22 protein-coding genes are annotated in these 24,511 nt (G+C 65.0%); 7 read left to right on the top strand and 15 right to left on the bottom strand.

Annotation, left to right across the window (positions count from 1 at the left end):
* Nucleotides 1-39: 39 nt before the first annotated feature.
* The 7 genes from J2R78_RS26115 (at nucleotide 40) to J2R78_RS26085 (ending at nucleotide 5,753) form a co-directional block, all read left to right on the top strand.
* Nucleotides 40-936, top strand: coding sequence for a LysR family transcriptional regulator (locus J2R78_RS26115; RefSeq protein WP_253607353.1), 897 nt, complete (start codon nucleotides 40-42; stop codon nucleotides 934-936).
* 275 nt (nucleotides 937-1,211) lie between these two features.
* Nucleotides 1,212-2,585, top strand: a complete 1,374-nt coding sequence (locus J2R78_RS26110; RefSeq protein ID WP_253607352.1) for an SRPBCC family protein — start codon at nucleotides 1,212-1,214, stop codon at nucleotides 2,583-2,585.
* Nucleotides 2,585-3,100: an aromatic-ring-hydroxylating dioxygenase subunit beta gene (locus J2R78_RS26105; RefSeq protein WP_253607351.1), complete on the top strand. Its 516-nt coding sequence runs from the start codon at nucleotides 2,585-2,587 to the stop codon at nucleotides 3,098-3,100. Before J2R78_RS26110 ends, J2R78_RS26105 begins: the two co-directional genes overlap by 1 nt.
* 8 nt (nucleotides 3,101-3,108) lie before the next feature.
* On the top strand, nucleotides 3,109-3,435 hold the full coding sequence (locus tag J2R78_RS26100) for a non-heme iron oxygenase ferredoxin subunit (protein WP_253607350.1): 327 nt from the start codon (nucleotides 3,109-3,111) through the stop codon (nucleotides 3,433-3,435).
* A gap of 37 nt (nucleotides 3,436-3,472) precedes the next feature.
* Nucleotides 3,473-4,786: an MFS transporter gene (locus tag J2R78_RS26095; protein ID WP_253607349.1), complete on the top strand. Its 1,314-nt coding sequence runs from the start codon at nucleotides 3,473-3,475 to the stop codon at nucleotides 4,784-4,786.
* Nucleotides 4,787-4,863: 77 nt separating this feature from the next.
* On the top strand, nucleotides 4,864-5,376 hold the full coding sequence (locus tag J2R78_RS26090; protein WP_253607348.1) for a MarR family transcriptional regulator: 513 nt from the start codon (nucleotides 4,864-4,866) through the stop codon (nucleotides 5,374-5,376).
* 95 nt (nucleotides 5,377-5,471) lie between these two features.
* On the top strand, nucleotides 5,472-5,753 hold the full coding sequence (locus J2R78_RS26085) for a hypothetical protein (RefSeq protein ID WP_057021052.1): 282 nt from the start codon (nucleotides 5,472-5,474) through the stop codon (nucleotides 5,751-5,753).
* Nucleotides 5,754-5,880: 127 nt separating this feature from the next.
* Here J2R78_RS26085 and J2R78_RS26080 read toward each other — a convergent pair whose 3' ends face one another.
* The 15 genes from J2R78_RS26080 to J2R78_RS26010 all read right to left on the bottom strand — a co-directional run bounded on the left by J2R78_RS26080 (nucleotide 5,881) and on the right by J2R78_RS26010 (nucleotide 24,488).
* Nucleotides 5,881-7,983, bottom strand: coding sequence for an adenylate/guanylate cyclase domain-containing protein (locus tag J2R78_RS26080; RefSeq protein WP_253607347.1), 2,103 nt, complete (start codon nucleotides 7,981-7,983; stop codon nucleotides 5,881-5,883).
* A gap of 21 nt (nucleotides 7,984-8,004) precedes the next feature.
* Nucleotides 8,005-9,030 (bottom strand): transporter, encoded by a 1,026-nt coding sequence (locus J2R78_RS26075; RefSeq protein ID WP_375167061.1) that lies wholly within the window; start codon nucleotides 9,028-9,030, stop codon nucleotides 8,005-8,007.
* A 49-nt stretch (nucleotides 9,031-9,079) separates the two neighbouring features.
* Complete coding sequence (locus J2R78_RS26070) at nucleotides 9,080-10,096, bottom strand: DUF1254 domain-containing protein (RefSeq protein ID WP_375167060.1); 1,017 nt, start codon at nucleotides 10,094-10,096, stop codon at nucleotides 9,080-9,082.
* Entirely contained in the window at nucleotides 10,093-11,529 is a 1,437-nt protein-coding gene (locus tag J2R78_RS26065) for a DUF1254 domain-containing protein (protein ID WP_253607346.1), read from the bottom strand. Before J2R78_RS26065 ends, J2R78_RS26070 begins: the two co-directional genes overlap by 4 nt.
* Nucleotides 11,530-11,544: 15 nt before the next feature.
* Nucleotides 11,545-12,486, bottom strand: a complete 942-nt coding sequence (locus J2R78_RS26060; RefSeq protein ID WP_253607345.1) for an HlyD family secretion protein — start codon at nucleotides 12,484-12,486, stop codon at nucleotides 11,545-11,547.
* Complete coding sequence (locus J2R78_RS26055) at nucleotides 12,486-12,728, bottom strand: DUF3302 domain-containing protein (RefSeq protein ID WP_168856266.1); 243 nt, start codon at nucleotides 12,726-12,728, stop codon at nucleotides 12,486-12,488. The genes J2R78_RS26060 and J2R78_RS26055 overlap by 1 nt, the downstream gene beginning before the upstream one ends.
* A complete protein-coding gene (locus tag J2R78_RS26050) occupies nucleotides 12,725-13,747 on the bottom strand; it encodes an HAD family phosphatase (protein ID WP_253607344.1) in 1,023 nt (340 codons plus the stop codon). Before J2R78_RS26050 ends, J2R78_RS26055 begins: the two co-directional genes overlap by 4 nt.
* Nucleotides 13,748-13,784: 37 nt before the next feature.
* Nucleotides 13,785-15,455 carry an arylsulfatase gene (locus J2R78_RS26045; protein ID WP_253607343.1) on the bottom strand — a complete coding sequence of 557 codons (1,671 nt, stop codon included), beginning with the start codon at nucleotides 15,453-15,455 and terminating at the stop codon, nucleotides 13,785-13,787.
* Between the two features lie 85 nt (nucleotides 15,456-15,540).
* Nucleotides 15,541-16,935 carry a BatD family protein gene (locus J2R78_RS26040; protein ID WP_253607342.1) on the bottom strand — a complete coding sequence of 465 codons (1,395 nt, stop codon included), beginning with the start codon at nucleotides 16,933-16,935 and terminating at the stop codon, nucleotides 15,541-15,543.
* On the bottom strand, nucleotides 16,932-18,452 hold the full coding sequence (locus tag J2R78_RS26035) for a VWA domain-containing protein (RefSeq protein WP_253607341.1): 1,521 nt from the start codon (nucleotides 18,450-18,452) through the stop codon (nucleotides 16,932-16,934). Before J2R78_RS26035 ends, J2R78_RS26040 begins: the two co-directional genes overlap by 4 nt.
* Nucleotides 18,445-19,443 carry a VWA domain-containing protein gene (locus J2R78_RS26030; RefSeq protein ID WP_253607340.1) on the bottom strand — a complete coding sequence of 333 codons (999 nt, stop codon included), beginning with the start codon at nucleotides 19,441-19,443 and terminating at the stop codon, nucleotides 18,445-18,447. The genes J2R78_RS26035 and J2R78_RS26030 overlap by 8 nt, the downstream gene beginning before the upstream one ends.
* Nucleotides 19,436-19,927 carry a DUF4381 domain-containing protein gene (locus J2R78_RS26025; RefSeq protein WP_253607339.1) on the bottom strand — a complete coding sequence of 164 codons (492 nt, stop codon included), beginning with the start codon at nucleotides 19,925-19,927 and terminating at the stop codon, nucleotides 19,436-19,438. The genes J2R78_RS26030 and J2R78_RS26025 overlap by 8 nt, the downstream gene beginning before the upstream one ends.
* Nucleotides 19,920-20,906: a DUF58 domain-containing protein gene (locus J2R78_RS26020; RefSeq protein ID WP_253607338.1), complete on the bottom strand. Its 987-nt coding sequence runs from the start codon at nucleotides 20,904-20,906 to the stop codon at nucleotides 19,920-19,922. Before J2R78_RS26020 ends, J2R78_RS26025 begins: the two co-directional genes overlap by 8 nt.
* 8 nt (nucleotides 20,907-20,914) lie before the next feature.
* Nucleotides 20,915-21,949, bottom strand: coding sequence for a MoxR family ATPase (locus tag J2R78_RS26015; protein ID WP_253607337.1), 1,035 nt, complete (start codon nucleotides 21,947-21,949; stop codon nucleotides 20,915-20,917).
* A 4-nt stretch (nucleotides 21,950-21,953) separates the two neighbouring features.
* Nucleotides 21,954-24,488, bottom strand: a complete 2,535-nt coding sequence (locus J2R78_RS26010; RefSeq protein ID WP_253607336.1) for a fused MFS/spermidine synthase — start codon at nucleotides 24,486-24,488, stop codon at nucleotides 21,954-21,956.
* Between the last annotated feature and the right edge of the window lie 23 nt (nucleotides 24,489-24,511).

Below are 24,511 nucleotides of genomic sequence, written 5' to 3'. Positions count from 1 at the left end.
GATATGGTATCCATCTCGATTTGAGATGGAGTGCCCGCCATGGACCTGCGGCAGATCCGCTATTTCGTCGCCGTCGCCGAGCGTGGCGGCTTTGCCGCCGCAGCGAGCACGCTGAACGTCGCCCAGTCGGCACTCAGCCGCCACGTCAAGGAACTCGAGGACGAATTGGGCGGCGCCTTGCTCGAACGCGGCGCGCGCGGTGTCTCGGTCACGGAATCCGGCAAGGTGCTGCTCGCGCGCGGGCGCTGGCTGCTCGGCACAATCGACGACATCAAGGCCGAGGTGCGCACGGAAAACCGCGAGCCGAGCGGTACGGTGCGGATCGGCGCGCCGCCGAGCCTCGGCGATATCCTCTACCCGCCACTGGCCCAGGCCTTCGTAAGGCAGTTTCCACGCGTGCGGCTCGAACTGAGCGAGGGCTTGACTGAGAACGCATCCGAACGCCTGCTGCGCGGCGAACTCGATCTGGCGATCGTGACGACGCCATCCCCCAACGACCATCTCGACTATGAGACGCTGGTCGTCGAGCAGGTGTTCCTGATCGGGCCGTCGCGCGATCCGCTGCTGAAGCGCGGCCGGCTGACCCGCAAGGAGTTCGACGCCCTGCCATCCGCGGTGGCCCCGCTCAGCCGCAACCCATTCCCGTCGACCATGCTCTGCGCAGTGCGGGTCGACAACAGCACACCGATGAAACGCATGGTGGCATCTGGCCTCGGCTACGCGCTGCTACCATTCTCCGGCATTCACCAGGAGGTGGCTGCCGGCGTGCTGTCGGCGGCGCTGTTGCCGTGGATGCGCGCCGAACGCGTGCTGGCGCTGCCGCGCGGACGGCCCGTGAGCCGGGCCACGCGTGAAGCGATTGCCGCCTTGAAGAAGATCTGTCGCGCCCTGATCGATGAGGGAATTATCCTGACTGCACCGGCGCGCAAGACCTGAGTACGCCACTCCAAACGATCGGCTGATTCCGCGCTGTACGCGCGGGCCTCATTCGCTGCATCCGGCCGCCCGTTCCAGACGGTCGGCCCGTCCACCGCGTCCGGCTCCGACTTCCCGGCCCGCCAATCCGTCTTGACCATAGTTGTCATGACAACTATAGAGTCATTCCAAGATTGGCGATCAAGCCGGCTGTTCCCGCCGTGAAAAGACGCGAGCCGTGACGCGGCTCTGCGGGGGACTTTTCGCGGCCGGCGGTTAGTCGAAGGGAGGACGTTATGAACGCTGCTTCGCAGACCCACGCGGCAAGGCTGAGCGAGATTTCCCGGCTCATCGACGACCGCCCCGGCGAACGCATCTTTGAAGTCGATCGCCGGATCTTCACCGACCCGGACGTGTTCGACGCCGAGCTGCGATATGTCTTCGAGGCCACGTGGAATTTCATCGGCCTGGAATCCCAGGTCGCCCGGCCCAACGACTTCGTCACCACCCATATCGGCCGGCATCCCATTCTGGTGATGCGGAGCGCTGAGGGCAAAGTCGGCGCGTTCCTCAACACCTGCCGGCATCGCGGAACGATCGTCTGTCCGTTCAAGCAGGGCCGGCAGAAGTTTCACGTCTGCCGCTATCATGGCTGGGCCTACGACTCGGGCGGGCGCAACATCTCCGTAACGGAGGAAGCGAGCGGGCAGTATCCGCCGTCCTTCTCGAACAGCAATCACGACCTTCTTCCGGTCGCGCGGCTGGGTTCGTATCGCGGGTTCCTGTTCGCGAGCCTCTCGGCCGACGTTCCGGCGCTGGAGGAATTTCTCGGCGACACCCGCGCGTTCCTCGACCTCATCATCGATCAGAGCGACAGCGGTGAGGTCGAATTCGTGCCGGGCGCCAGCACCTACACGTTCGATGGAAACTGGAAGCTGCAGTTTGAGAACGGTCTCGACTACTATCACTTCGCGACCACGCACAGCTCCTACGTCGATATCCTGAAGAAGCGCAATGCAAGCGCCGGACCGGATGCCGGATTCACTGCGGAGCCGGAAGGCGAGCAGGAAGGGCAAGGCAGCTTCAGCTTCGATTACGGTCACGCCGTCAACTGGTCGATCAAGCGCACGCAGCTCTATGGCCGGCCGCTCGGCATGGATCCGGCGCGTCTCGATGCGGTGCGGCAGCGCGTCGGCAGCACCCGCGCCAAATGGATGCTGCGCCAGCGCAACCTCACGATTTTTCCGAACCTGCAGGTCATCGACATCCTGTCGGCGCAGGTGCGAACCTGGCGGCCGCTGGCGCCCGACAAGACCGAGATGGTGTCGCATTGCCTTGCTCCGGTCGGCGAAAGCGCCGCGGCGCGCACGCTTCGTATCCGCAACTACGAAGATTTCTTCAATGCCTCCGGGCTGGCAAGCTCGGACGACAACGTCATGTATGAGTTCTGCCAGACCGGCTACAACGCGACGACCGCCGCGCCGACGCAAGGTTATCTGCGCGGCGTCGCGGAGGTCGGCCACGGCGAGAGCGCGCACACGCACGAGCTCGGCATCACCCCTTCCGAATGGTCGTTCGGCCCCGCCAGCTTCGGCGGCGAGACGAATTTCCATCCCGGGTATCGCGAGTGGCGCAGGCTGTTGCAGCACGCCGCCGGGGAGACCGCGTGATGGCGGCCGACGCAATCAGGGAAACCGATACCCACGCGGTCGCAGCCGCGGTCATCTTTCGCGAGGCCCGCCTGCTCGACGCCGGCGAATGGTCCGACTGGGTCGCGATGTACAGCGAGGATGCTGTCTATTGGGTGCCGGCATGGCTCGACGAGTACACCACCACCAATGATCCCGACACGCAGGTCTCGTTGCTCTACCACGATGCGCGGCGCGGACTGGAAGAGCGGATCGCGCGCATCGAGTCGCGCAAATCGATCACCGCGCTGCCGCTGCCGCGCACCGTGCACCAGATCTCGAACCTGGAAGCGTCGGAAGCCGGCGCCGATCAGATCACCTGCCATTCGGTGTTCTCGGTCCACGTCTACGACCCGCGCATGGCCAAGGAACATCTGCGGCACGGGCGCTATGAGCACACGCTGCGGCGTGACGGCGAGACCTGGAAGATCACGCGCAAGGTCATCACGCTGGTCAACGACCGCGTCCCGACCGTGCTCGATTTCTACAGCATTTGAGAGGGCACATGACTGACGATCAGGGAACCTGGCACGAAGCGGCCGCACTCAGCGCGCTGAACGAGGGCGAGCCGTACGGCATCGAAATCGGCCGCCACCACGTCGCTCTCTATCGCGTCGGCAATGAGTACTACGCCACGAGCAACATCTGCACGCATGCGGAGGCACTGCTGTCCGACGGCATTCTGGAGGGCTGCGAGATCGAATGCCCGCTGCATATGGGCCGCTTCGATATCCGGACCGGCGAGGCGTTGACCAGCCCCGTCGAGATCGACATCCGGACGTATCCGGTACGTGTGACAGGCGACAGGCTCGAAGTTTGCCTGCCCGCATAAGACGACCATCAAAAATCAAGAATCGGGGGAAACAGGGATGACCGAAGTCGTGATGGACAAGGCGGCGATGACGACCGCCGATCCGCAGATCGAACGCACCACAATCCGCAAAGTCGCGCTGCGCCTGATGTGGTTCGTCATGGCGATGTACTTCCTCGCCATTCTCGACCGCGGAAACATCTCCTTTGCCGCGCTGCAGATGAACAAGGAGCTCGGGCTCAATGCCGAGAAGTTCGGCATCGCGGTCGGCATCATGTACTTCACCTATTCGATCTTCGAGATCCCGAGCAATCTCATCCTCAGCAAATACGGCGCGCGCGTCACGCTGACGCGGATCGCGATCCTGTGGGGCATCGCCACGATGCTGATGGCATTCACGCAAGGCCCGCTCAGCCTCTATGCATTCCGCGGCTTCCTCGGCTTTGCCGAGTCCGGCCTGTTTCCCGGCGTGATGCTGCTGCTGAGCCTCTGGTTTCCGTTCAGCTACCGCGCCCGCTACAACGCGATGTTCAACTATGCGGTGCCGATCTCCTATATCTTCGCCTCGCTGATCTCCGGCGCGATCCTCGAGCTGAACGGGGTGTTCGGCATCTCGGGCTGGAAATGGCTGTTCATCCTCGAAGGCCTGCCGCCCGTCATTCTCGGGATCGTCGGCATTTTCTATCTGACCGACCGCCCGCAGCAGGCGAGCTGGCTGTCGACGGCGCAGCGCAACTGGCTGACCAGCGCGCTGGAGCGCGACGCCAAGGCGACCGGGGTGGTGCATGCCGAAGGCGTGCTCCGGACCATCACCAAGCCGATGGTGCTGCTGTTCGGCCTGTGCAATTTCGGCCTGTTCTGTGGCCTGGCTTCGCTGTTTCCCTGGCTGCCGCAAATCATCAAGTCGTTCGGGCTGCCGAATTCACAGGTCGGCTTCGTGACCGCGATCCCGCCCGTCGCCGGCCTGATCGGCATGATCGCGTTGTCGCGGCACTCCGACCATGTCGGTGAGCGCTTCTATTATGCGGCCATAACCTTCGTGATCGCAGCGGCCGGCTTCGCGATAGCAGCCTTTTCAACATCGCCGGTTTGGATCATCATCGGATTCATGGTTGCCAACGTCGGTGTCTATGGTACGCAGGCCGTGTTCTGGACTATTCCCCAGTCCTACATGTCGCGGCAGAGCGCGCCGGGCGCGATCGGCCTGGTCAGCACCATCGGCAGCATCGGAGGCGCCACCATCCCGATCGTGATCGGACGCGCCAAGGACGCCTCGGGCAGTTTCACCACCGGATTCCTCGTGGTAACAGGCGTTCTCCTGGTCGCGGCGGCGTTGGTCCTGATCGCGCGCACTCAACTCGTGAAAGAATGAAGAGCCGGACTGGCGCAAACCGCAACAGAGCCCCTGACCCGCGCCGCGCCGCGCAAGGGAACACGGGCTCGGAGCTGGTGATCGATTTCGAACGTTACGTGCCCACGGTGCTGTCCAGCCTGGTCGCGAAGTTGCGCGCCAATGCCAATGCCTTCTTCCCGCAAGCCTACGGCGTATCGCTCGCGGAATGGCGGGTGCTGTCCTTTCTCAGGGAGCATGAGCCGGCAAGCGCCTACGACATCTGGACCAATGCGCAACTCGACAAGGCCGTCGTCAGCCGCGAGACAACCTCGCTGAGGAAAAAGGGCCTGATCGAGCTGACGCCGGTGCGAGGCAGCGCCCGGAACCGGACCGAGATCCGGCTGACATCGCAGGGCGTGGCGCTGCTCGACCGCAGTCTGGATGAAATCCTGCGCCGGCACAGCAACCTCACGGCCGGTCTCGACGCCAAGGCGCTGGAGAGTTTCTTCCGGGTCGTGGCGCATATCGAGCACCGCATTCCCCACATGGCCGACCAGACCTCGAATGCCGTGCCGGCCCATGCGCCGGTCAAACGCATTGCGAAGCGGAGGCCGCCGACCGGCGCCTAGCGACACTTGTCCGGTGAGGAACCCCGCGTAATTTATGTTTCAGTAAGCAAGTTGTAGCTAGGATCGATCAGTGAGTTGCGTATGGGAGACTTCCAGTGATCGACTTTGACGAACTTCGTAGTATCGCCGCGGATGTTCGTATCTTTATCGACGCGTCGGAAGACAAGGGTGGCGCCTTGAAGGCCATCATCGAGGCCTACGACGTCGTTCTGGGGATTTTCCCGGCCGGCCAGGGAATGGATCTTCACGTGGTCAAGGGCAACGAGGTCCTCAATCATATCGCGCAGACCCAGGCCTCGTCGGGCTTTACCCACACCGCCATCGCATTCCAGACCCGTGAGCAAGCTGTTGCGCTTCAGCAACTGATGGCGGCCTAGCCACCGGCGTTACGCGCCCCTGTTGCGGGGGCGGCCGAAACGATCGCATCGGCGATCGCGCGACCCGATCGATGACCGAAGCGGCCCTGGAAGATCGAGGTCGGATCAAAATTCCTCACCCTGCATCTCAGGGCACGGGTAGATCAAGCAACGGTTGCTGAACCGCATTGCGCAGCCGTTCGGCATGGTATTGCGCGACGCCATCCCCGGGGTACTCGACCAGGAAATCGGCAACGCGCAGCGCCGCCACGGCGGGCTCCGCGTACCGGATCGAACTGTAGACGGCCTCCCAGCGTGCGCAGAACGTCAGCTCCGAATCGCCGCGTTCGCCGCACAGCTCGTAGACCGTGATCGCGTCGGCAAAGCCCTTCGGCCGGATCTGGTCGACGCTGCGGAACGCGAATCTGTGTTCGGCACGCGCCTTCACGGCTGCACTCACCAGGACCTGCGTGCCGTAGTTCTTGTTGAGGCCTTCGAGACGCGAGGCCAGATTGATGGTGGCGCCGAGCGCGGTGTAGCTCATGCGGGCGGCGGAGCCGACATTGCCGACCACGGCATCGCCGAGATGCAGGCCGAACCGCGTGCCATAGGCCGGCCAGCCTTCGCTGCGGAAAGCCCGGTTGAGCTCGGCATTGCGATGAACGCAGTCCAGCACGGCCTCGCAGGCATGAACGACGTGATCGGGATCCTCGTCCGGCGCGTTCCACAGTGCCATCACGGCGTCGCCGATGAACTTGTCGATGGTGCCATGGTGTTTCATGATCGCCTCCGACATCGCGGCGAAATAACGCGAGGTGAAGATCATGACCTGGGAGGGGTCCGCCTTCTCGGTCTTCGCGGTGAAGTCGGCGACGTCGGTGAAGAGAACCGTGACCTCGCGCCTGATGCCGCCGAGCTGCAGCGAGGCTCCGGACTGCATCAGCTGACGGACGATCGGCTGCGGAATGAAGCTTGAGAAGTTGCGTACGACGGTGCGCATCGTAAACACCGAGCGCCCCAGTTCATCGATCTCGTCGATGGCCGATTGCATCCGCGGCCGGTCGGCGAGCTGAAAGCGCTGGATCTCGTCGGTCTGCCGCGCCAGCTCGCGCAGCGATCGGGCGAGCAGCGAGCCGAGCCAGAACGCGAACGGCAACATCGCGATCACAAAGCCGAGCGCGACGGCGAACAGCGCGCGCCGCTCCGAGATGATCTTGGCGAAGAACTCGTCGAGCGGGGCGACCACCGCGAGATGGATGTTAGCCGCACCGGCCGTCTCGATGCGGTGAAAGGCCGCGACGAGGGTCCGTCCGTCAGCGTCGGTGAAGAACTGCTGGGCCAGCCCGTCGCTGCGCCAGGCCTGGATCGCCGCGGACAGGCCGGGAAGCTTGAGGACGTCGATCCGGGGCAATGCGTCGCTGCGTTCCGTCATCAGCTCGCGCATCTCGGGATGCCCGACGATACGGTCGGCGTCGTTGAACAGGAAGGCCAGCCCGGATTTTCCGAGCTTTTGCCGGCTCAGCATCTCCTCGAGGCGATTGAGCAGCAGGTCGGCGGCCACCACCCCGCGGCGGCCCTCCCTGAGCGGCGTGCGCAGCGTGTAGCCGGGCTCCCCGGTCGCGTAGAACACATAGGGCCCGGTGAGCAGCGTCTTGCGATCCTTTAAAGCATCGACATACCAGGGACGCCGCCGCGGGTCGTAGCTGTGCGGCCCCGCCACCTTCGCGACCTGGGTCAGGTTTTCCGACAGGAACAGCGTCACCGGTGCCGCGGCGGCCGCCCCGGAGCGGGCAATGACGACGACGCGGTAGACGGCGTCGGCGGCGACATTCAGCGCCGTGCGGAATTGCGGCTTGGCGCGATCGATGACGTCCATCTCAAGGAAGGAGCCGTCTTCATAGCCGACATAGAGGTTGAAGATCTGCGGATTGTTGCGCAGCATCGAGGCGAGCAGCGCGTAGAGCCTGACGTTATCGGCGACGTCGGCCTCCTGGATGGCCGGAATTCCCGCCAGGATCTCGAGGCTGTCGCGCACATTCTTGAACTGCGCGTCGATGCGATCGGCGCCGATTTGCCCCACCTTGTCGATGAAGGTGCTCGCAGCCATCTGCGTGATCGACGAGACCCGCCTGAAACTGAGATAGACCAGCGTCAGTCCGACCACCAGCACCGCGGCAATGACCACCGTGATGATCGATGTACGGAAGCCGATACGAACCGGCCCCCGGCCGGTCTCGCGCGCATCACTCATCGAGCTCGTCGTTCGCCTCCGCTAATATTTGCGCACGATCGGCTTCGTCGGTGTCGTAGCCGGCGCGGCCGGCGAGAGCTGGAACGTCACCCAGGCCGTCCACCCTTCGGGCCGATTCTCGGCGGCAAAATCCTTGTAGCCACGAAGGTTCAGATAGCCCTGATAGCCGTCGGCCACCGGAAAGATGAATCCGACCTGCGGGCCGATGCCGGCGACGCGTCCCTTGAAATCACCGAGCTTCGCGCCGGCACCGCTGTCTCCGGTGAGCTGCTGGAAATAGTAGCCGGCGACACCGACATGCACATTCTTGGCGACGAACTTCGAAAGTCCCCAGTCGACGTGGAAGTCGATGCCGTTCTGGTACTGCAGATCCTTGTTCATTCCGTTGTAGGTGACGCCCGCCAGCACCGAGAACTCCTGGCCGGTTTCCGGATTGAGATAGGTGTAGGCGCCGCCGACATCGATCGCAGTGAATCCGAAGCTGAGATTGGCGAGGCGGCTGCTGTCATAGGTCCCGCTCGGGATGTTGCCGAAGATGTAGACCATCTCGTTGTTGACACCCTGATTCCATTTCAGCGTGCCCTGGTAGAAGACATCGGAGACCGTGTTGCGGTTGTCGGTTGCGACGCCCGAGACCGTATTGCCCCGCGGCCCCGTCAACGTCGCGTCGACGCCGACGCCGACATTTCCCGGCGCGGCAAGGAAGGTTACGGCGGCCTGGCCCCCAAGCACCGACTGAGCCCAGGTGTAGGTAAATCCTTCCACGAGAACGTCGGCATGCGCGTTGAGACCAGCGACGACCGATCCGGGCACACGGTTGCCGATGACGAAATTCTTGCCCGCGTTGGCGCTTGTGTCGAGGTGAATGTAGATCGTCTCATAGGCCCAGCCGGGCATCGCCGGCGCCGCGGTCAGGCTCGCGAACGCGCCGGGCAGCCAGAAGCTCAATCCGCCGGCGTCGGCCGACGCCGTGCGCGGCGCTGCCGACAGTGCGAGTGCGCCAGCTATGCCCAGTGCGGCGCACCTGTGATTTCTGACCATCCTCATCCTGATCTCCCCACTTCGCTCAGGCCATCATAGCGGATTCGCTCGCGCTTCAGTTGACCGCCTGCGCCTCCGGGAACTTCCATTTGCCGTTCAGGATTTCCGCACGCGGCCGGTAGAGCCGGACCGTATAGTTCCAGCCCTTCATGGTCGGTAGGCAATTCGGGAGCTTGCCGTCGCAGCCGCCGAACTGGACCGCGATCGAGCCATCAGCGGACTTCTTTGCCGTGATGTTGTTCAGCGTGTAGGCGTCATAGGGATTCTTCTCGAAATATCCCTTGGCATTGTAAACGCTGATCGACCAGAACGCGTCGACGGGAACGTCGCGGACGGTCAGCTTGTAGACCGTCGTGCCATCATTCTTCGTAGGCGTGATGCTCAGATAGGTGGCGTCCTTGTCGGGATTGCCGCCCCAGCCGGCGGCCGTGCCGATCAGATGCCTGACAGGATCGACGTGCCCCTTGGGTCCGAAAGCATGCGCAAAGCCTCCGGTGTAATCATTGAGCGCAAGCAGCGCTTCGCGAATGGCTTTCTGGCTGGCGGGGTCCCAGTTCGGAAGTTCGAGCTTGCCGGTACCTTTCTGGCTGACCTTGATGGCATCCTGCAGCGCGTGGACCTGTTCGAGATCCTTCGGATCGTTTGGATTGACGAGCGTCCGAATTCCGACCACCGCGTAGCGCGTGCCGACGTTGTCGCGCGTCAGCGTGCGCTTGCCGGCACCGTAATAGACCGCGGGCACATAATGATCCTCGCTGATCACCTGCAGTGCCATATAGCGCTTGCCAGGGTCCGGCATCGTGATCGTCACCGGCCCGGCGTCGAGGTCGAACACCCCTGATGTATAGAGCGTATCGCGGTTGAGCCGGATGACGGTCTGGTTGTCGATGCTGGCCGGCTCGCGGCGATGGTTGAGCTTTCCGAGGCCGACCCCCTTGGCGAGATTGCCCAGATAGAGATCGGACTCGGCACGGGCAAAATTGTCCACCGTGACAGGCACTGGCGATTGCGCGAGCGATGTGCTCTGGCCCGCGAGGCAAAGGACACCGGCCAACAGATATCTGAATTTCACTGCTTCACTCCATTTCCAACCGTGGCATTGATCTTTTCCACGTCGGGTAGCTTCCACACCTTGTCGAAAAACTCCTTCTTTGGCGCGTAGAAGCGCGCCATCAGCTCGAACTTGCGCGCGGGGTCGGTCGGCAGCCAGTTCGTCTCCTGCCCGGCCGGAGCCGCCGGCCCGACATAGATGTCGACTGAGCCATCCGGGTTCTTCTTCAGGTCGGGGATTTGCGAGGACCGGCTGGCCCGAGCGACGTTCTTGATCAACGCATGGGTCGCGCGATCGTAGGCGGTCACCGACCAGTATTGTTCGACCGGAACATTGGCCGGGACGTTGAGGCGGTATGTCTTGCTGCCGTCGAAGGCATCGCCCGCCTTGTCGCGGATCGAGATCGCATAAAACTGACCGGCGCCCAGGCGCTTGATGCCGATATAGGCGTAGCTGTAAGCGAGAGCGCGGCTGTCGGTCGGGTATGCGTTCAGATCGGCGAACCCGTCGGAGTAGGCCTTGACGACGTCCGGCGGCGCCGGGAACGTCCAGCGGCTGGTCTCAGAGAAGAACGGCGGCAGGCCGGCGTCGTATTTCGCCGCCAGCCAGGCACCCGCCTCCTTCGCCGCCGAAGCAAGCACCGTCTTCATCGCCTCGGACGGAGCGAACGACTTTCCCTTCTCGATGCCGATCGACTTCAGGCTATCGATCATCACCCGATCCCGGTCGATCCACGGCTCGTCCTGTATGATCCGGTTCAGGTGCTCGAAGAAAGCCGCGTCGTAGCGAATGGTGGAATCGAAATCGGTGTCCTTCACGTCGCTGAACACCGTCGCCGGCGGGCTGGCCGCCTGCGCCAGGGGATAGACCTTCATGCGCTTGCCGTAGGCGACTGCGGCCTGGACGTCGGCATCGCCGTGGCTCTTGAGGTTGGAGCGCAGAAGCATGTAGCCGCCGAACGTGTCGGACTGCAGCGCGATGTAGCCGTCGGGCTTCGGGCCGTTGTAGCCCGGCGGCAGAATCAGGAACTTGCCGCCGGCACCCTTGTCGACGCCGAGCAGGCCGGCATCCTCGAGCGGCATCTGCCAGACCGTGACGATATTGCCGTTGAACGATCCGTTCGTATTGCCAGGCGGGAGATCGAGCACGATCGGACCATTCCGCGTGTCGAAGAACGTCATGAAGTACAGCGCGTCCGGATTCGGCGTCAGCGTCTGGTTATGCCAATCAAGCGGACGCCCCCAATAGATCACCTGCCCCACCTTGCCCGGCGTCCTGGTCAGCATCTCCTGCCGCATCAGATCGGTATTGACCGCGGGAATGCCCCAGATCACGGCCTCGACAGCGCGGCGCTCGATCATGCGGCGGTTGAGATCGTCGCTGGACAGCGTTTGGGCATACGTTGATGCGGTCGCCATCATCAGCGCAAGTCCTCCGGCGATCAATGGCTTCATGACAATCTCCATCACTCAAAACGGATTCACATAATTGACGATCGCGAGCTGCCGCAGGATCACGCGGCGCACGACGTGGGTCGGCTTCAGATGGTCGGTGTAGATCGCCGCCGTTCCGGTCGAGCCGGCCGGCAGGCGGTTGGCGAACGCGGCATCGTCGAGCCTGACGCGCACGACGAAGGGCACGGCCTCGATCGCCTTCGGCGCAACGGCCGTGCCCGAGGTCGTGACCTGGCCGGTCGCCACCGCCTGCAGCACGCTCTCGACCTTGCCGGAATAGATCTGCCCTGGCGCGAACTTGAAGGTCACCTCGACCTCCTGCCCGGGCGCGACGTAGCGCGCATCGATCTGGTTGATCTCGACACCGATGATCGTGTTCGAGGTATCGATGAACGCCATCACCGGCGACAGCGGCAGGTTCGCGACCCGCGCGCCCTTGCGCAGCGCGAGGTTGGTGACGTAGCCGTCGGCCGGCGCGCGCACCACCGTCTTGTCGCTGTTCCACTGCGCGGCCTCGAGCTGTCCGCTGAGCTGATCGACCTCGGACTGCCGCTGCTCGACGTCGAAGCCGCGCCCCGCATCGCGCTCGTAGAGCGTCGTCATCTGCGCCAGCCGCGTCTTCGACAGCTTGAGCTGCGCCGTGATCGCCTTGACCTGCGCGTCATAGGGCGTCGGATCGATCTTGAACAGAACGTCACCGGCCTTCAGCGGCACGTTGGCGACGACGGGCACCTCGGTCACCTCACCCGCGACGTCAGGCACGATCGACACCGCGTTGCGCGCGACCAGCGCCGAGCCCTGCGGCGCGCCCCAGCCCATTGGCACCAGCAGGCCGAACAGCAGCAGCACCAGTACGATGAAGGGAGACGCCTTCCAGAACAGGTTGAAGCGCACGATCTTGAAATGCACCAAGAGGAACAGCAGCACAAGATAGACGTTGAAGATCGCGACACCCATCACGCATCTCCCGCCCGGCGCGGCGCCGGCACATCGACATAGGCCCAGATGAACGCGATCGGCCACAGCGCAAAGCCGCAGATCAAAGTGATCCAGCCGGCGACCATCACGGCTTGCGCATAGGGGTGATTGCGCGATTTCGCGATGTGCCCCGGCAGCCAGCCGGCGATGCAGAACACCGCGATCGCGCTGGCAACCAGGATGACCAGCACGATCCAGGCAAAGATGTCGTAACCGCTCATGGCTTCGTCTCCTTCGCGGCACCGGCCGTGGCCAGGGGTGGAAAGATCTCCTTCCAGTCCTGCTTCATGTCGACCACGGTCCAGCCGGACGCGGCGGCCGCGTCGAGCGCCTTGTCGAGCTTGCCGACCTTGGATTGACGATCATAGGCGTATTCGCGAACCTCGTCGGTGTGGTGCACGATGCCGGCGAAGCGCGCGCCCGGTCCCGCCACGGTCCATTGCAGCATCTGCAGATCGCCATCGGAGTTGCCGAACGCGAAGATCGGACGGCGGCCGATGAAGCGGTTGATGCCGACCGGCTTGCCCGGGCCGTCGTCGATGAACTCGACCTTGGCCTGCTTCATCAGGACCGGCTTGCCGTCGGGGCCGACCTGGAATTTGACCACGCCGGACGAGCCGACCACCTGCTCCGGCGGGATGCCGTAGACCTTCTCCATCCACGGCCGCATGAATTCGACGCCGCCGCCGGAAACGACAAAGGTCTTGAAGCCGTTGGCCCTGAGATAGGCCAGCAGCTCCAGCATCGGCTGATAGACCAGGCTGTCATACGGCCGGTTGAAGCGCGGATGCCTGGCGGTCGCGAGCCAGTCGCGCACCGAGCTTGCGAACGCATCGGTGGTCATGCCGGCATGCGTCGCCGCCATGATCTGCAGGAGGCCCTTCTCGCCGCTCGCGGCCAGCGCCTTGGTGTCCTTCTCGAGAAGCGCCTTGAACGGTTGCCGCGTCTTCCAGTCCGGGTGCACCGGCGCCATCGCCTTGACGCGGTCGAACGCGAAGGCGAGCTGGAAATAGAACGGCTGCTCGGTCCACAGCGTGCCGTCATTGTCGAATGTCGCGATCCGCTCGGCCGGCGGCACGAAATCCCGCCCGCCCTGCGTCGTGACGCGCGCGACAAAATCGACGATCGCCGATTTCGCCGCGCCGTCTTTCCAGGACGGCAAGGGATCCGCCGGCTGTGCCACCGCAACGGAGATGGCCACAAGACCCGCAAGCAGCACAGCGGCAAGCCGAACCATCATCGCACTTTCCCTCTTTCCGTCCGTTGCTCTTCCCGCATCACTGCGGCTTCATGCGTTCCAGCTCGTTGAGCCGCTTCAAGGCCGCCTGCTGTCGAAGCAGCCCGTAATTGATGCCGCTTGCGTTCAGCGAACTGCCCCCCTGGTAGGGGAACTGATCGAAGTCGGAGAAGAAGTCCTTGATCTTCCCCTGCACGGGCACGATCAGCCACATGTTCTGGGCGAGGAACTGGATCGCTCCGCCGCCTTCCTCCATGCCGCGCTCGTAGGGATCCATGCGCAGATTGGCGATCAGCGCCCATGAGGGCACTTCGCGGGTGGCTGTCGCAATATTGCCCTTCGATGCGACGGCAAAGCTCAGCTTCCAGTCGTTCCACCGGAGCGCGTTGAGGTTGCCGCCTTGGTCGAAATAGTAGATCGCATCGCGGGGCGGCTCCTTTGCCTCTCCCTTGAAGAACGGCATGAAGTTGTAGCCGTCGAGATGAACCCTGAAGCTCTTGCCGCTTGCGCCGGCGAATCCGGTCTTCATCTTGTCCTTGATGTCCGGAATCCCTGCCGCGGCGCACAGCGTCGGGAACCAGTCGATCAACGAGATGATCTCGTTGTATTGCGTTCCCGGCTTTACGACGCCCGGCCATCGCACCATCATCGGGATGCGGAAGCCGCCTTCCCACGTCGTGCCCTTCTCGCCGTGGAACGGCGTCATCGCGCCATCGGGCCACAGCGCGAGCTCCGCACCATTGTCCGTGGTGTAGAGCACGATCGTGTTCTCGGCGATGCCGAGATCGTCGAGCTGCTTGAGCAATTCGCCGACCATCCCGTCATGCTCCACCATGCCGTCGGCGTGAATGCCCTTGCCGGTCTTGCCGAGGGATGACGGCTTCAGGTGCGTGAAGACGTGCATGCGCGTCGAGTTGAACCAGACGAAGAACGGCCGATCCGCCCTGACCTGGCGGCCGATGAAATCCTTGGCAGCGCCCAGGAATTCCTCGTCCACCGTGGGCATACGCGCGGTATTCAGGGGACCCGTGTCCTCGATCTTTCCATCCGCGGACGATTTGATGACGCCGCGCGGACCATATTGCTTTCGGAAGTTCGGATCCTTCGGATAGAAATAGCCTTCCGGCTCCTCTTCGGCGTTGAGATGATAGAGATTGCCGAAGAACTCGTCGAAGCCGTGCTTGGTCGGCAGATGTTCGTCACGGTCGCCGAGATGGTTCTTGCCGAACTGGCCGGTGGCATAGCCCTGGGTCTTCAGGGCGTCGGCGATCGTCGGCATCCAGTCCTGGATGCCATGGGGATCGCCGGGCATGCCGATGGTAAGCAGGCCGGTACGGAACGGCTCCTGCCCGAGGATGAAGGAGGCGCGGCCTGCCGTGCAGCTTTGCTGACCGTAGGCGTCGGTGAAGATGGCGCCCTCGCGCGCGATCCGGTCGATATTGGGCGTGCGATATCCCATCATGCCCATGGTGTAGGCGCTGATCTGCGGAATGCCGATGTCGTCGCCGAAGATGACGAGGATGTTCGGCTTGCGGCCGCCGGCCGGCGCCGCGGCGGGTGCGGCCTTCTGGGCCTGCGCGAGAGCCTGCGACGTCAGCGCCGCCGTGGCAGCAAGCGATGACGTGCCGAGCAGCACGGCTCGGCGATCGATGGTCGAGGCACCGCAAGTGGAATCGGCGCCGGCGTCATGTTTCTTCGTCTCACTCGTCATTCGATACTCCTGAGTTACGCTAGGGTTGCTCGCTCTGGTGATTACGAATCATGCGTTCTGCTCGATCGGTCTCAATGTGCTTCGTTCATCTGGCGGGCTTTGGTCGACCAAAGGACGTGGTGGAGGAAAGCCCGACCGGATTCAGGTTCTGAAGTAGGCGCGTGTCTTCGCGGCGTCTCGCGCGCCGACGCAGATTGCGCCGGGCTCCGCCGACCTGGCGCAGCAGCCGGTGCGGTGACCAGCGCGCTGCGCCGGCAGACGGCGCGAACAGCTCGCGCTCGACCGCGCCGATCTCGTCATCGAGCGCGGCATCATCGGCAACGGCCCTGAACGCCTCGACCGTGTGCTGCGGCGCGACCGGCTCGAACCGCTGCAGCCAGTCGAGCAGCGCGAAGTAGACCGCCTTGGCGTCGCCATGGCGCGCGGCGCGCCGCAGCTCCCTGAAGGCGAACGCTTCCGAGCGCAGATAGGCTTCGCGATGCTGGCGAAGATACGCCGCGATCGCGCGGACCGTCCGCGGCATCAGCCAGCCGAGCCCGGCAAGCGCCAGCAGCACGGCTACGGTCGACTTCCAGTGATCGGCGATGACATCGCGCAGCGCACCCCATGACCGGCGTGCGCCGGAGCTGCCGATTGACGACGCACCGCCGGCTGCGGGGTTCGCCTCCACGTGCAGCGTCACCGGGTCGAGATGCGCCACATCGATGCGCTGCGCGTCGATGTTCCACCAGCGCAGGTCGATCGGCGGCAGCACGTAATCGCCGGCCTTCTCGAGCATGTAGACGCCGCTGTCGGTGCGGGCCGAGGACAGCACATCGGTGCGCCCGTCGGTCTTGTCCTGGAGCGACGGCTGGGCGGGGTACAGCTTGAGCCCGTCGAACGCGGCGAACTTCACCGGCGGCAGCAGCATCGCCGGAATGCCTTCGGCCTTGATGGTGACGGTCCGGGTCACGGCATCCCCGGTCTTGAGCTGATCCGACGAGCGATTGACGGTCTGCTCGATCGACAGATTGCGCGCGGCCAGGAACGGCTGCAGGGCGGAGGCCGCGTCCGGGATGAAGGCCTCAAATGCGATCGGCGGCAGCGCGAGCGTGGCCTCGCGTGTCGCCGGCGGCTCGGCGGCGTATTTGATGGTGATCGCCTGGCCGGCGATCGCGTAGCTGCCCGGCTCCTGTGGATGGATAGCGAATTCGAACCGGACGCCGGCATAGGTGACGCCGTCCCGCTGCTCGTTCTCGTTGATGCTCCGCAACTGACGGGTCACGGCGTTGCGGACCTGGAAGTCGGGCAGCTCGGGCGGCGCCGTCATGTAATTCGGCGCCAGCACGTCGATCCGCAGCGTGGCCGCCTGCCCCACCACGACGCGCGGCGGATCGATCGTCACCCGCAGGATCGGCTCCGGCACGCTTTGCTGCGCGAGTGCCGCGCAGGGCATCAGCAGTCCGAGCATCAGGGCTGCGGCGGCGAGCGGCTGCCTCATGGCTTCGCCCCCGCCGGCCGCGCCGCGTCCTGAATCGCGAATTTCAGCTTGAGGAAGTCAGCCGGCGTGGTCTGGACCTGGCGCATCCAGGCTTCGGCGGCGCCGGCCGTGGTGAGATCCGTCGGCTTCACCTCGATCCGCTTGCCGCCCTTCTGGGTCGGGTCGACCCGCATCTCGTCGGCCTTCTCGTCCGGCGGCGCGCTGTCGTCCTGCTCCTGCTTCTTCCGCTTCTCCTCTTTCGCCTTCAGCGCCGCCACCACGATGGCACGGTTGGTCTTCGCCGCGACGTGGCCGGGCGCGATCTTCAGAACCTCGTCATAGGCGGCGATCGCCTTCTCATAGGCGTGGTTCTGCGCCTGGGCGTTGCCCAGCGCGAAGCGTCCCTCGAGCGTATCGACATGCGCAAATTCCTGCGCGGCCGTCAGGAAGTCGAACGCACGATAGGCGGCGATGCCGCGCCACATCGGATCGGAGAAGCGCTTGGCCGCGGTCGCATAGTCACCGCGATCGAACGCGATGCGTCCTTGCTGATCCGGCGTCAGCCACAGGTCGGCAAAACGGCGCGGCCCCTCCGCCCTCGCGGACGACACGTGCGACAGACAGACGAAGGCGACAACCCAGGCCACCGTCGTGCCGCGCCGGAACCAGAGCAGGCTGAGCAGTGCAATCGGCAGCAGCAGCCAAAAGCCCTCATCGCGCCATTGCGTACCGAACGCGTCACCCTGCGCGGCCTGATAACGGGTTTCGATCCGGCGCTCGAGCGCCGCGATGTCAGCGTCGTCGATGCTGACCTGTACGACGTCCGAACCGAGCGCGAACCTTTCGCCCTTGTTCGGCGTGACGCTCAGCTTGACCAGGCCGTTCCGTCCGGCGGCCTGGCGAACCGCTCCCTCCTCGTCGCCACCGTCGTCGGCGACAAGCAGGATCGTGCCGGGAACGGTTTCGGTCGCGAGCGCTTCTGCGGCGAGCGCCACCGCCGCGACGGCGTTCTTCCCGGGCGACGGCATCAGGCCCGGGGCAAGCGCGGCGAGGAAGGGTTCGATGACGGCGCGATCGTCGGTCAGCGGCATCACCAGATGCGCGGTGCCCGCATAGGCGATCAGCCCCGTGCGCGCGCCGGCGCGCGCCGCAAGCAGATCCCTGATCTTCTGCTTGGCGCGTTCGAGCCGCGTCGGCGCGACGTCGCTCTGCCCCATCGTTGCGTCGAGCGACAGCGCGATCATCAGCGGCGCCTTGTCCTCGACGAAGGGCGGCAGCTCACGCCGCCAGGTCGGGCCCGACAACGCGACGATGCCAAGCGACAGCGCGGCGGCGACCAGATAAAGCGGGCTGACGCCGCGTCCCGCCCCCGGCTGCACGATGAGATGGTTGAGCAGATGCGGCGCGATCACCCCGCCCCATTGCGCCTGCGGGCTCTGCCGCCACCGCACCCATGCGAACACGGCAGCAACGGGAATCAGCGCGAGCAGCCACAGCGGCCGCAGCAGATGGAAGGGAATCGCGGCCGCGTCATGCATGGCCGGGCGCTCCCCTTCGTCCCAGCCCGCTTTCCAGCGAAAGGCCGAGCCACAGCAGCAGCGACAGCACCACGGCGGCGCCGAGCGGCCACTGGAACAGCGGCTGCTTCGGCCGCCATGACAGCGTATCGAGCTTGGCCGGCGCGAGACGGTCGATGTCCGCGTAGATCGCCTGCAACTGCGCACCGTCCTCGGCACGGTAGAAATGGCCGCCCGTCGTGGCGGCGACCGACCGCAGAACGCCGAGATCGACGCGGTTCTCGCCGGTCGCCGACGGATCGCCGACGCCGATCGTGTCGATCACGAGGCCGTTCTGGCGCGCGATGTCGGCGGCATGCTCCGGAGGGACGCGGCTCGCCGTATCGTTGCCATCGGTGAGCAGGACGAGAAGCTTTTGTCGCGCCTTGCTTGCCTCGAAGGTCTTGATCGCAAGCCCAATGGTGTCGCCGATCACGGTCTGCTGTCCGGCCATGCCGACCCCGGTCTGCGCCAGCAGCGCGGTCGCGGTCTGCAGATCCTGCGTGAACGGCACCTGCACATAGGCCCTGGTGCCGAACAGCACCAGCGCGACGCGGTCGCCGTGCCGCCGCGCGATGAAATCCGCGACCACACGCTTGACGCCGTCGAGCCGCGTCAGCACCGCGCCGTCGCTGCCGCGGAAATCGCGCTGGTCCATCGAGCCGGAGATGTCGATCGCGAGCATGAGATCGCGCGCCGAAACCTCGCGTGTGACGGGATCACCGACCCATTGCGGCCGCGCCAGCGCCGCGACGACGAGCGCCCAGATCAATGCGGCCGTCACCATCTGGATGCGCCGCCGCTGCAGCACGACGGCGCCGCGCTGCGGGGTCTGCCCGGTTGCCGCCGCAAGGCGGTCGAAGAACGGCACCATCACCGAGGCCTGCCGCGCGCGATACGGCGGCAACAGCCACCACACGAGGATCGGCAGCGGCAGGAGCGCGAGCATCCAGGGCCATGTGAACTCAAACATGGTGCCCCCTGATCCAGCGCCGCACCAGATCCTGCAGCGCCGTTAGATCGCCGGCATCCGCCGTCGTCCGCCCGTAAGGCGCGGTCGCGAGCAGCCGTCCCGCGCCTTGCGAGAATTCGTCCCCGCCATAGCTGCGGTCGAGGAACGCAAGCCAACCCGCGCCGGCAAGTGGTGCGACGGTTTCGCGCGGAAAGGCATCGAGCGCGGTCTGCCGCACCAGCAGCGCGAGGCTCGCCGCCATTCCCTCCGGGGCGCCGCCTTGTGTCTGCAGCAGCCGGTCAAGCTCCGCGAGCGCCGCGCGCCGATAGCGGTTGGCGCGGAAACGCCGCAGCAGGCGCCGCGCCGCAACGGCGACCCCCGCGGCAACCAGCACGATCACGATCCGCGACGCCCATGTCGCCGGAAGCAGGCTCACCGACGGGGGCAGCGGGATATCGATCAGGCCCGCGACCGGATCCACAATGACGGGTTGGGGATCAGCCAAGAGCCGCCTCCGCTCGGGCGTGACCGCCACCGCGTCCGTGCCGGGCCGGCAGCCCGCCCAGGAGACGCCGGATTTGCGGCGCCGTTTCCTCGGCCGTGCTCAGCGGCAGCACCGGAATGCCGAGCTCGCGCGTCCACGCGAATACGCCGCGCAGCCGCTCCTGCGACGCCTGCGCGATACTCTTGCGGACGCTCTCGCGGCCGACTTCGAGCTGAATCTGCAGCTCGCCATCGGTGACGGTCATCCGGCTCGAGGCCGGCAAATCGCTTTGCAAGGGATCGTGGACCAGCACCGCGACCACGTTGTTATGCCGGGCGATCGCCCCGATCATCCGGCGCGTCGCGCTATCGGCGCCATCGAAATCGCTGATCAGGATCACGGTTGCGTCGTGCATCGTCCGCCGCTCGGCATGTTCGAGCGCCCGGTTGAGCATGCCTGACGCCGGAACGATGCCGCGGCCGACGCCGAGCGCCTGGTTCTGCGCGACGATGGTGGACAATATCTGCAACACCGTCGCGCGACTGCGCCGCGCCGCCAGCTCGACGACATCGCTGTCATTGAAGACGATCGCGCCGACCCGGTCGCCGACGCCGAGCACACGCCAGGCACCGATCGCGGCGGTCTCGGCCGCGGTGACCGACTTCATGGCGCGCCGGCTGCCGAAGAACATCGACAGCCGCTGATCGACCACGAGCAGGGCCTGACGGTCGCGCTCCTCGTTGAAGACGCGCACATGCGGCTTCTGCAGCCGCGCCGTGACCTTCCAGTCGATCTCGCGGACATCGTCACCCGGGCGATAGTCCCTGATCTCCTCGAAGTTCAGCCCGCGGCCGCGCATGCGCGAGGCGAACCGGCCCGACAGCAGACTATGCACCGGCTGGCGCGGCAGGAACGAAACCCTGCGATCCCTGAATTCGAGCGCGATCAGATCGTCGAGACTGACGTAGACACCGGGCGTTCTGGCTGATGTCTCCGTCATCACGGCCCTCACGCTGCAGCGACAAGCTCGGTGATCTTGTCGATCACCTGGTCGGGGCTGATGCCCTGCGATACGGCCTCGTAGCTCAGGATCAGGCGGTGCCGCAGGCAGTCATGGATGACGGCGCGGATGTGGTCGGGCGTGACGAAATCCTGCCCGTCGAGCCATGCGCGCGCCCGCGCGCAGCGGTCGATGGCAAGGCTGCCGCGCGGGCTGGCGCCGATCTGGATCCATTTGCTCAACGGCTCGCCGTAGCGGCCGGGAAACCGCGTCGCATAGATCAGGTCGACGATATATTTCTGTGCGAGGTCGGAGACGAAGATGCCGTCGAGCTCGCCGCGCGCATCGAGGATCGCCTGCTGCGGCACCGGCGGCGGCTCGGCAGCTCCGGCTTCCGGCTTCCGCGCATTCTCGGCGCGATTGAGCTTGATGATCTCGCCTTCCGTCGCCTCGTCGGGATAGGTGATCACGACATTCATCAGGAAGCGGTCGAGCTGCGCCTCGGGAAGCGGATAGGTGCCTTCCTGCTCGATCGGATTCTCGGTGGCGAGCACCATGAACAGGTCAGGCATCTTGTAGGTCTTGCCGGCAACGGTGACCTGACGTTCCTCCATCGCTTCCAGCAGCGCCGACTGCACCTTGGCCGGCGCGCGGTTGATTTCGTCCGCGAGCACGAGGTTGGCGAAGATCGGCCCCTTCTGGAACTGGAACTGGCCGCCCTTCTCGGTCTGCAGGTAGATTTCCGCGCCGGTCACGTCCGACGGCAGCAGGTCCGGCGTGAACTGCACGCGCGACAGGTCGGCGGCAAGATTCTTCGCCAGCGTCTTCACCGCCCGCGTCTTGGCTAGTCCCGGCAGGCTTTCGATCAGAAGGTTGCCGTTGGCCAGCAACCCGATCAGCATGCTCTCGACCAGATGATCCTGCCCGAGCACCGATCTGCCGATGCGCGCCTTGAGATCGAGCACGGCCTCGCGCGCCGCGGAGTCCTTGGCAGTTCGCCGCGCCGGGGCGGCCGCTAACTCTGTTGCGGCATGGTCTGACATTGCACTACGGCTCCTTGGACCCCGTAAACCACCTGTAATAGGGGTTCCGTCTCGCGGCTTGGCTCAGGCTCGCCATCTCGCGCGCGTAAGCTTGCCTGTTGCCTGCATAGGCGCTGAGGCCGGCACGATAGAACGCATCAAGATCTCGCCTTTCGCCCAGCAGCGAAGTGGTGAATTGCTCGTCCGCTCCCTTGAGCGGCGGTTCGCTACGGTACTGCCAGATGTGCGAAATCGTCCGGCTGAACTCGTCCGGACGAACCCATGTCGCGTATTCGATCCGCGGCCTGTCGTCTGTCACTGCCGGCGCGTCCGCCGCGTAGCGCACGAGCCCGTCGCGGTCGGTGATCCAGGTTGCGATCAGCGCCGCGACCGAGTTGACGCCGACCGCGGAAAGTGCCGCGGACGTTTCGGGCTGATTGAATCTCGCGCTGATTCGCTCCGCATCCAACTGAATCGGACGACGCGACCCGACAAGCAACATTTCATGCAGCTCCGATGTCCAGAGAGACGCGTACGGAAACACATCGATGAAGCTGCGAACCAGTGCGCGCGTGTCCTCGTCGTTCTGCGTTGGCAGCGGCAACCACTGCGCGACAATCCCGTCGTCGTTCAGTCGCGACGAAGCCAGGCGATAAAAATCGCGAGAATAGAGATTGACGACGCCCACCGCCGATGGCGGCGGCGGCTCCAGCGTGATCAGGTCGTAGGTCTGGCTCTCGCGTTGCAGGAGGCGACGGCCGTCGCCCAACCGCTTCTCCAATCCCGGATCGGACTGGGCGTTGAAGGTGCCGTCGAACATCGGAGCTGCACGAAGGACCGCCGGGAGCAGCTCACCCACCACTCTCCTGTCGAGAGCAGGGAATTGTGAGAGAGCGCCGGCCGTGATGCCCGTGCCGTAGCCGATCACCAGGGCTGATTTCGGCTCGCCATTGTGAATGATGAGAGGCAGGAGCGCTTGCAGCCGCATGTAGCGCAGCGACGGCATGGCGTCGCCGGAATTGGATACGCCCTGGATGTAGAGCCGGCGGAAGCGGCCGGTGTTGACCACCGCAACCGTCCCACCCGGGCTCTCCTCATAGAAGAGAATTTTTCCCGACCGCGCTGCCGGCAGCAATTGGGCCAATCGGTCGGACGGCGTTGCGACCGCAGCGACGATGCAGGCTGCGCCGACCGCGACTGCCAGTCCAAGACCGGTGCGGCTCGAGCGACCGCCCCAGCAGGCCAAGACACCCAGCAGGCCGGCGCCGATTGCGAGCAATGCAAGTGTGTGGACAAGCCCGAGCCAGGGCAGAAGCACGAAGCCGGTGAGAAGCGCGCCGCCCACACCGCCCAGCGTATTGACCGCCACGACGGCGCCAACGTCCTGCCCGATATGCGCATCACGCACCACCAGACGCAGCGCCACTGGAAAGGCCGCCCCGAGCAGCAAGGTCGGCACGAATACGATGCAGAACGCGGCCACCGCGAAGCGGGCGCACATGCCGGCGAACTGGCTTTCGGTAAGGCGGAGCACGAACGCCTCGGTCGCCGTCTGCGCGACCACGAGCCAATGGCCAAGTGCCGCGATCTCGATCAAGGCCAGCAAACCGGCAGCGGCGATCAGAAGGCCAAAGACACTCCAGGGATCGCGGATCCGGTCGATTGCCCGCGCAACGATCGCGGCGCCCGCCGCAAGTCCCGCGAGGTACGTGGCAAGCACCACGGAAAACGCGAAACTGCGCGTACTCATGAACTGAACGATGGACTGGGACCAGACGACCTCATAGCCGAGGGCAATTGCGCCGGCGGCGGCATAGAGGGCAACGGCCAAGCCGACCCGGCGCGGTTGATGCGCCGCCGCGCGGCCGGCAGGCTTGATCCTCGCCGACGCCAGGGGAATCCGACCAAGCACCGTTGCCCCCGCCGCCGCGAGGGCATTGAGTGTCGCCGCCGCGATCGAGGTCCCTTGCACGCCGAACAGCGGAATGAGGACAAACATCGGCAGCAGAGCGCCAAGAATCGCGCCGGCCGTGTTGGCGGCGTACAGCCGGCCACCGACGCGGCCGGCATCGCCGGAATTCCGCAGCACCGCACGCACAAGGACCGGTAGCGTCCCACCCATCAGAAGCGGGGCGATGCCGACCAGAACGAACACCATGGCCCATGCGAGCAAGCCGCTCGCGCTCTCGATCGCCACGAAGACCGGCGCAATATTCGCCAGGATCAATGTGGTGGCGACGCCGGTTATGCCGATGCCGATCTCGATCGCGATGTAGAGTTTCGCCGGCTGGCCGGCACGGTCGGCCCTTCCACCAAAGATCAGGCCGCCCAACGCCAGGCCGGTAAAGAAGGCACTCACGGCGGTCGTGATGGCGTAGACATCAGCGCCGACGACGAGCGAGAGCTGCTTGATCCAGATCACCTGGTAGATCAGGCCGGCGGCACCCGAGACGAATGCCAGCGCCGCTGCGACAAGCCTCCGGCTCGCACCGGCATCCAGATTCTTTCGGTGTGCTCGGGTCGCGGTCGATGCAGACCCTATGCTCGATCGAGCATCCATCCGCTTGTCCCCTTGGATACAGT

This window comes from Bradyrhizobium sp. USDA 4538 (assembly GCF_024171045.1).
In the GTDB taxonomy this organism is placed as follows: domain Bacteria; phylum Pseudomonadota; class Alphaproteobacteria; order Rhizobiales; family Xanthobacteraceae; genus Bradyrhizobium; species Bradyrhizobium australafricanum.
The sequence above is the reverse complement of the archived record's forward strand: the minus strand, read 5'-3'. Positions and strand labels throughout refer to the sequence as shown.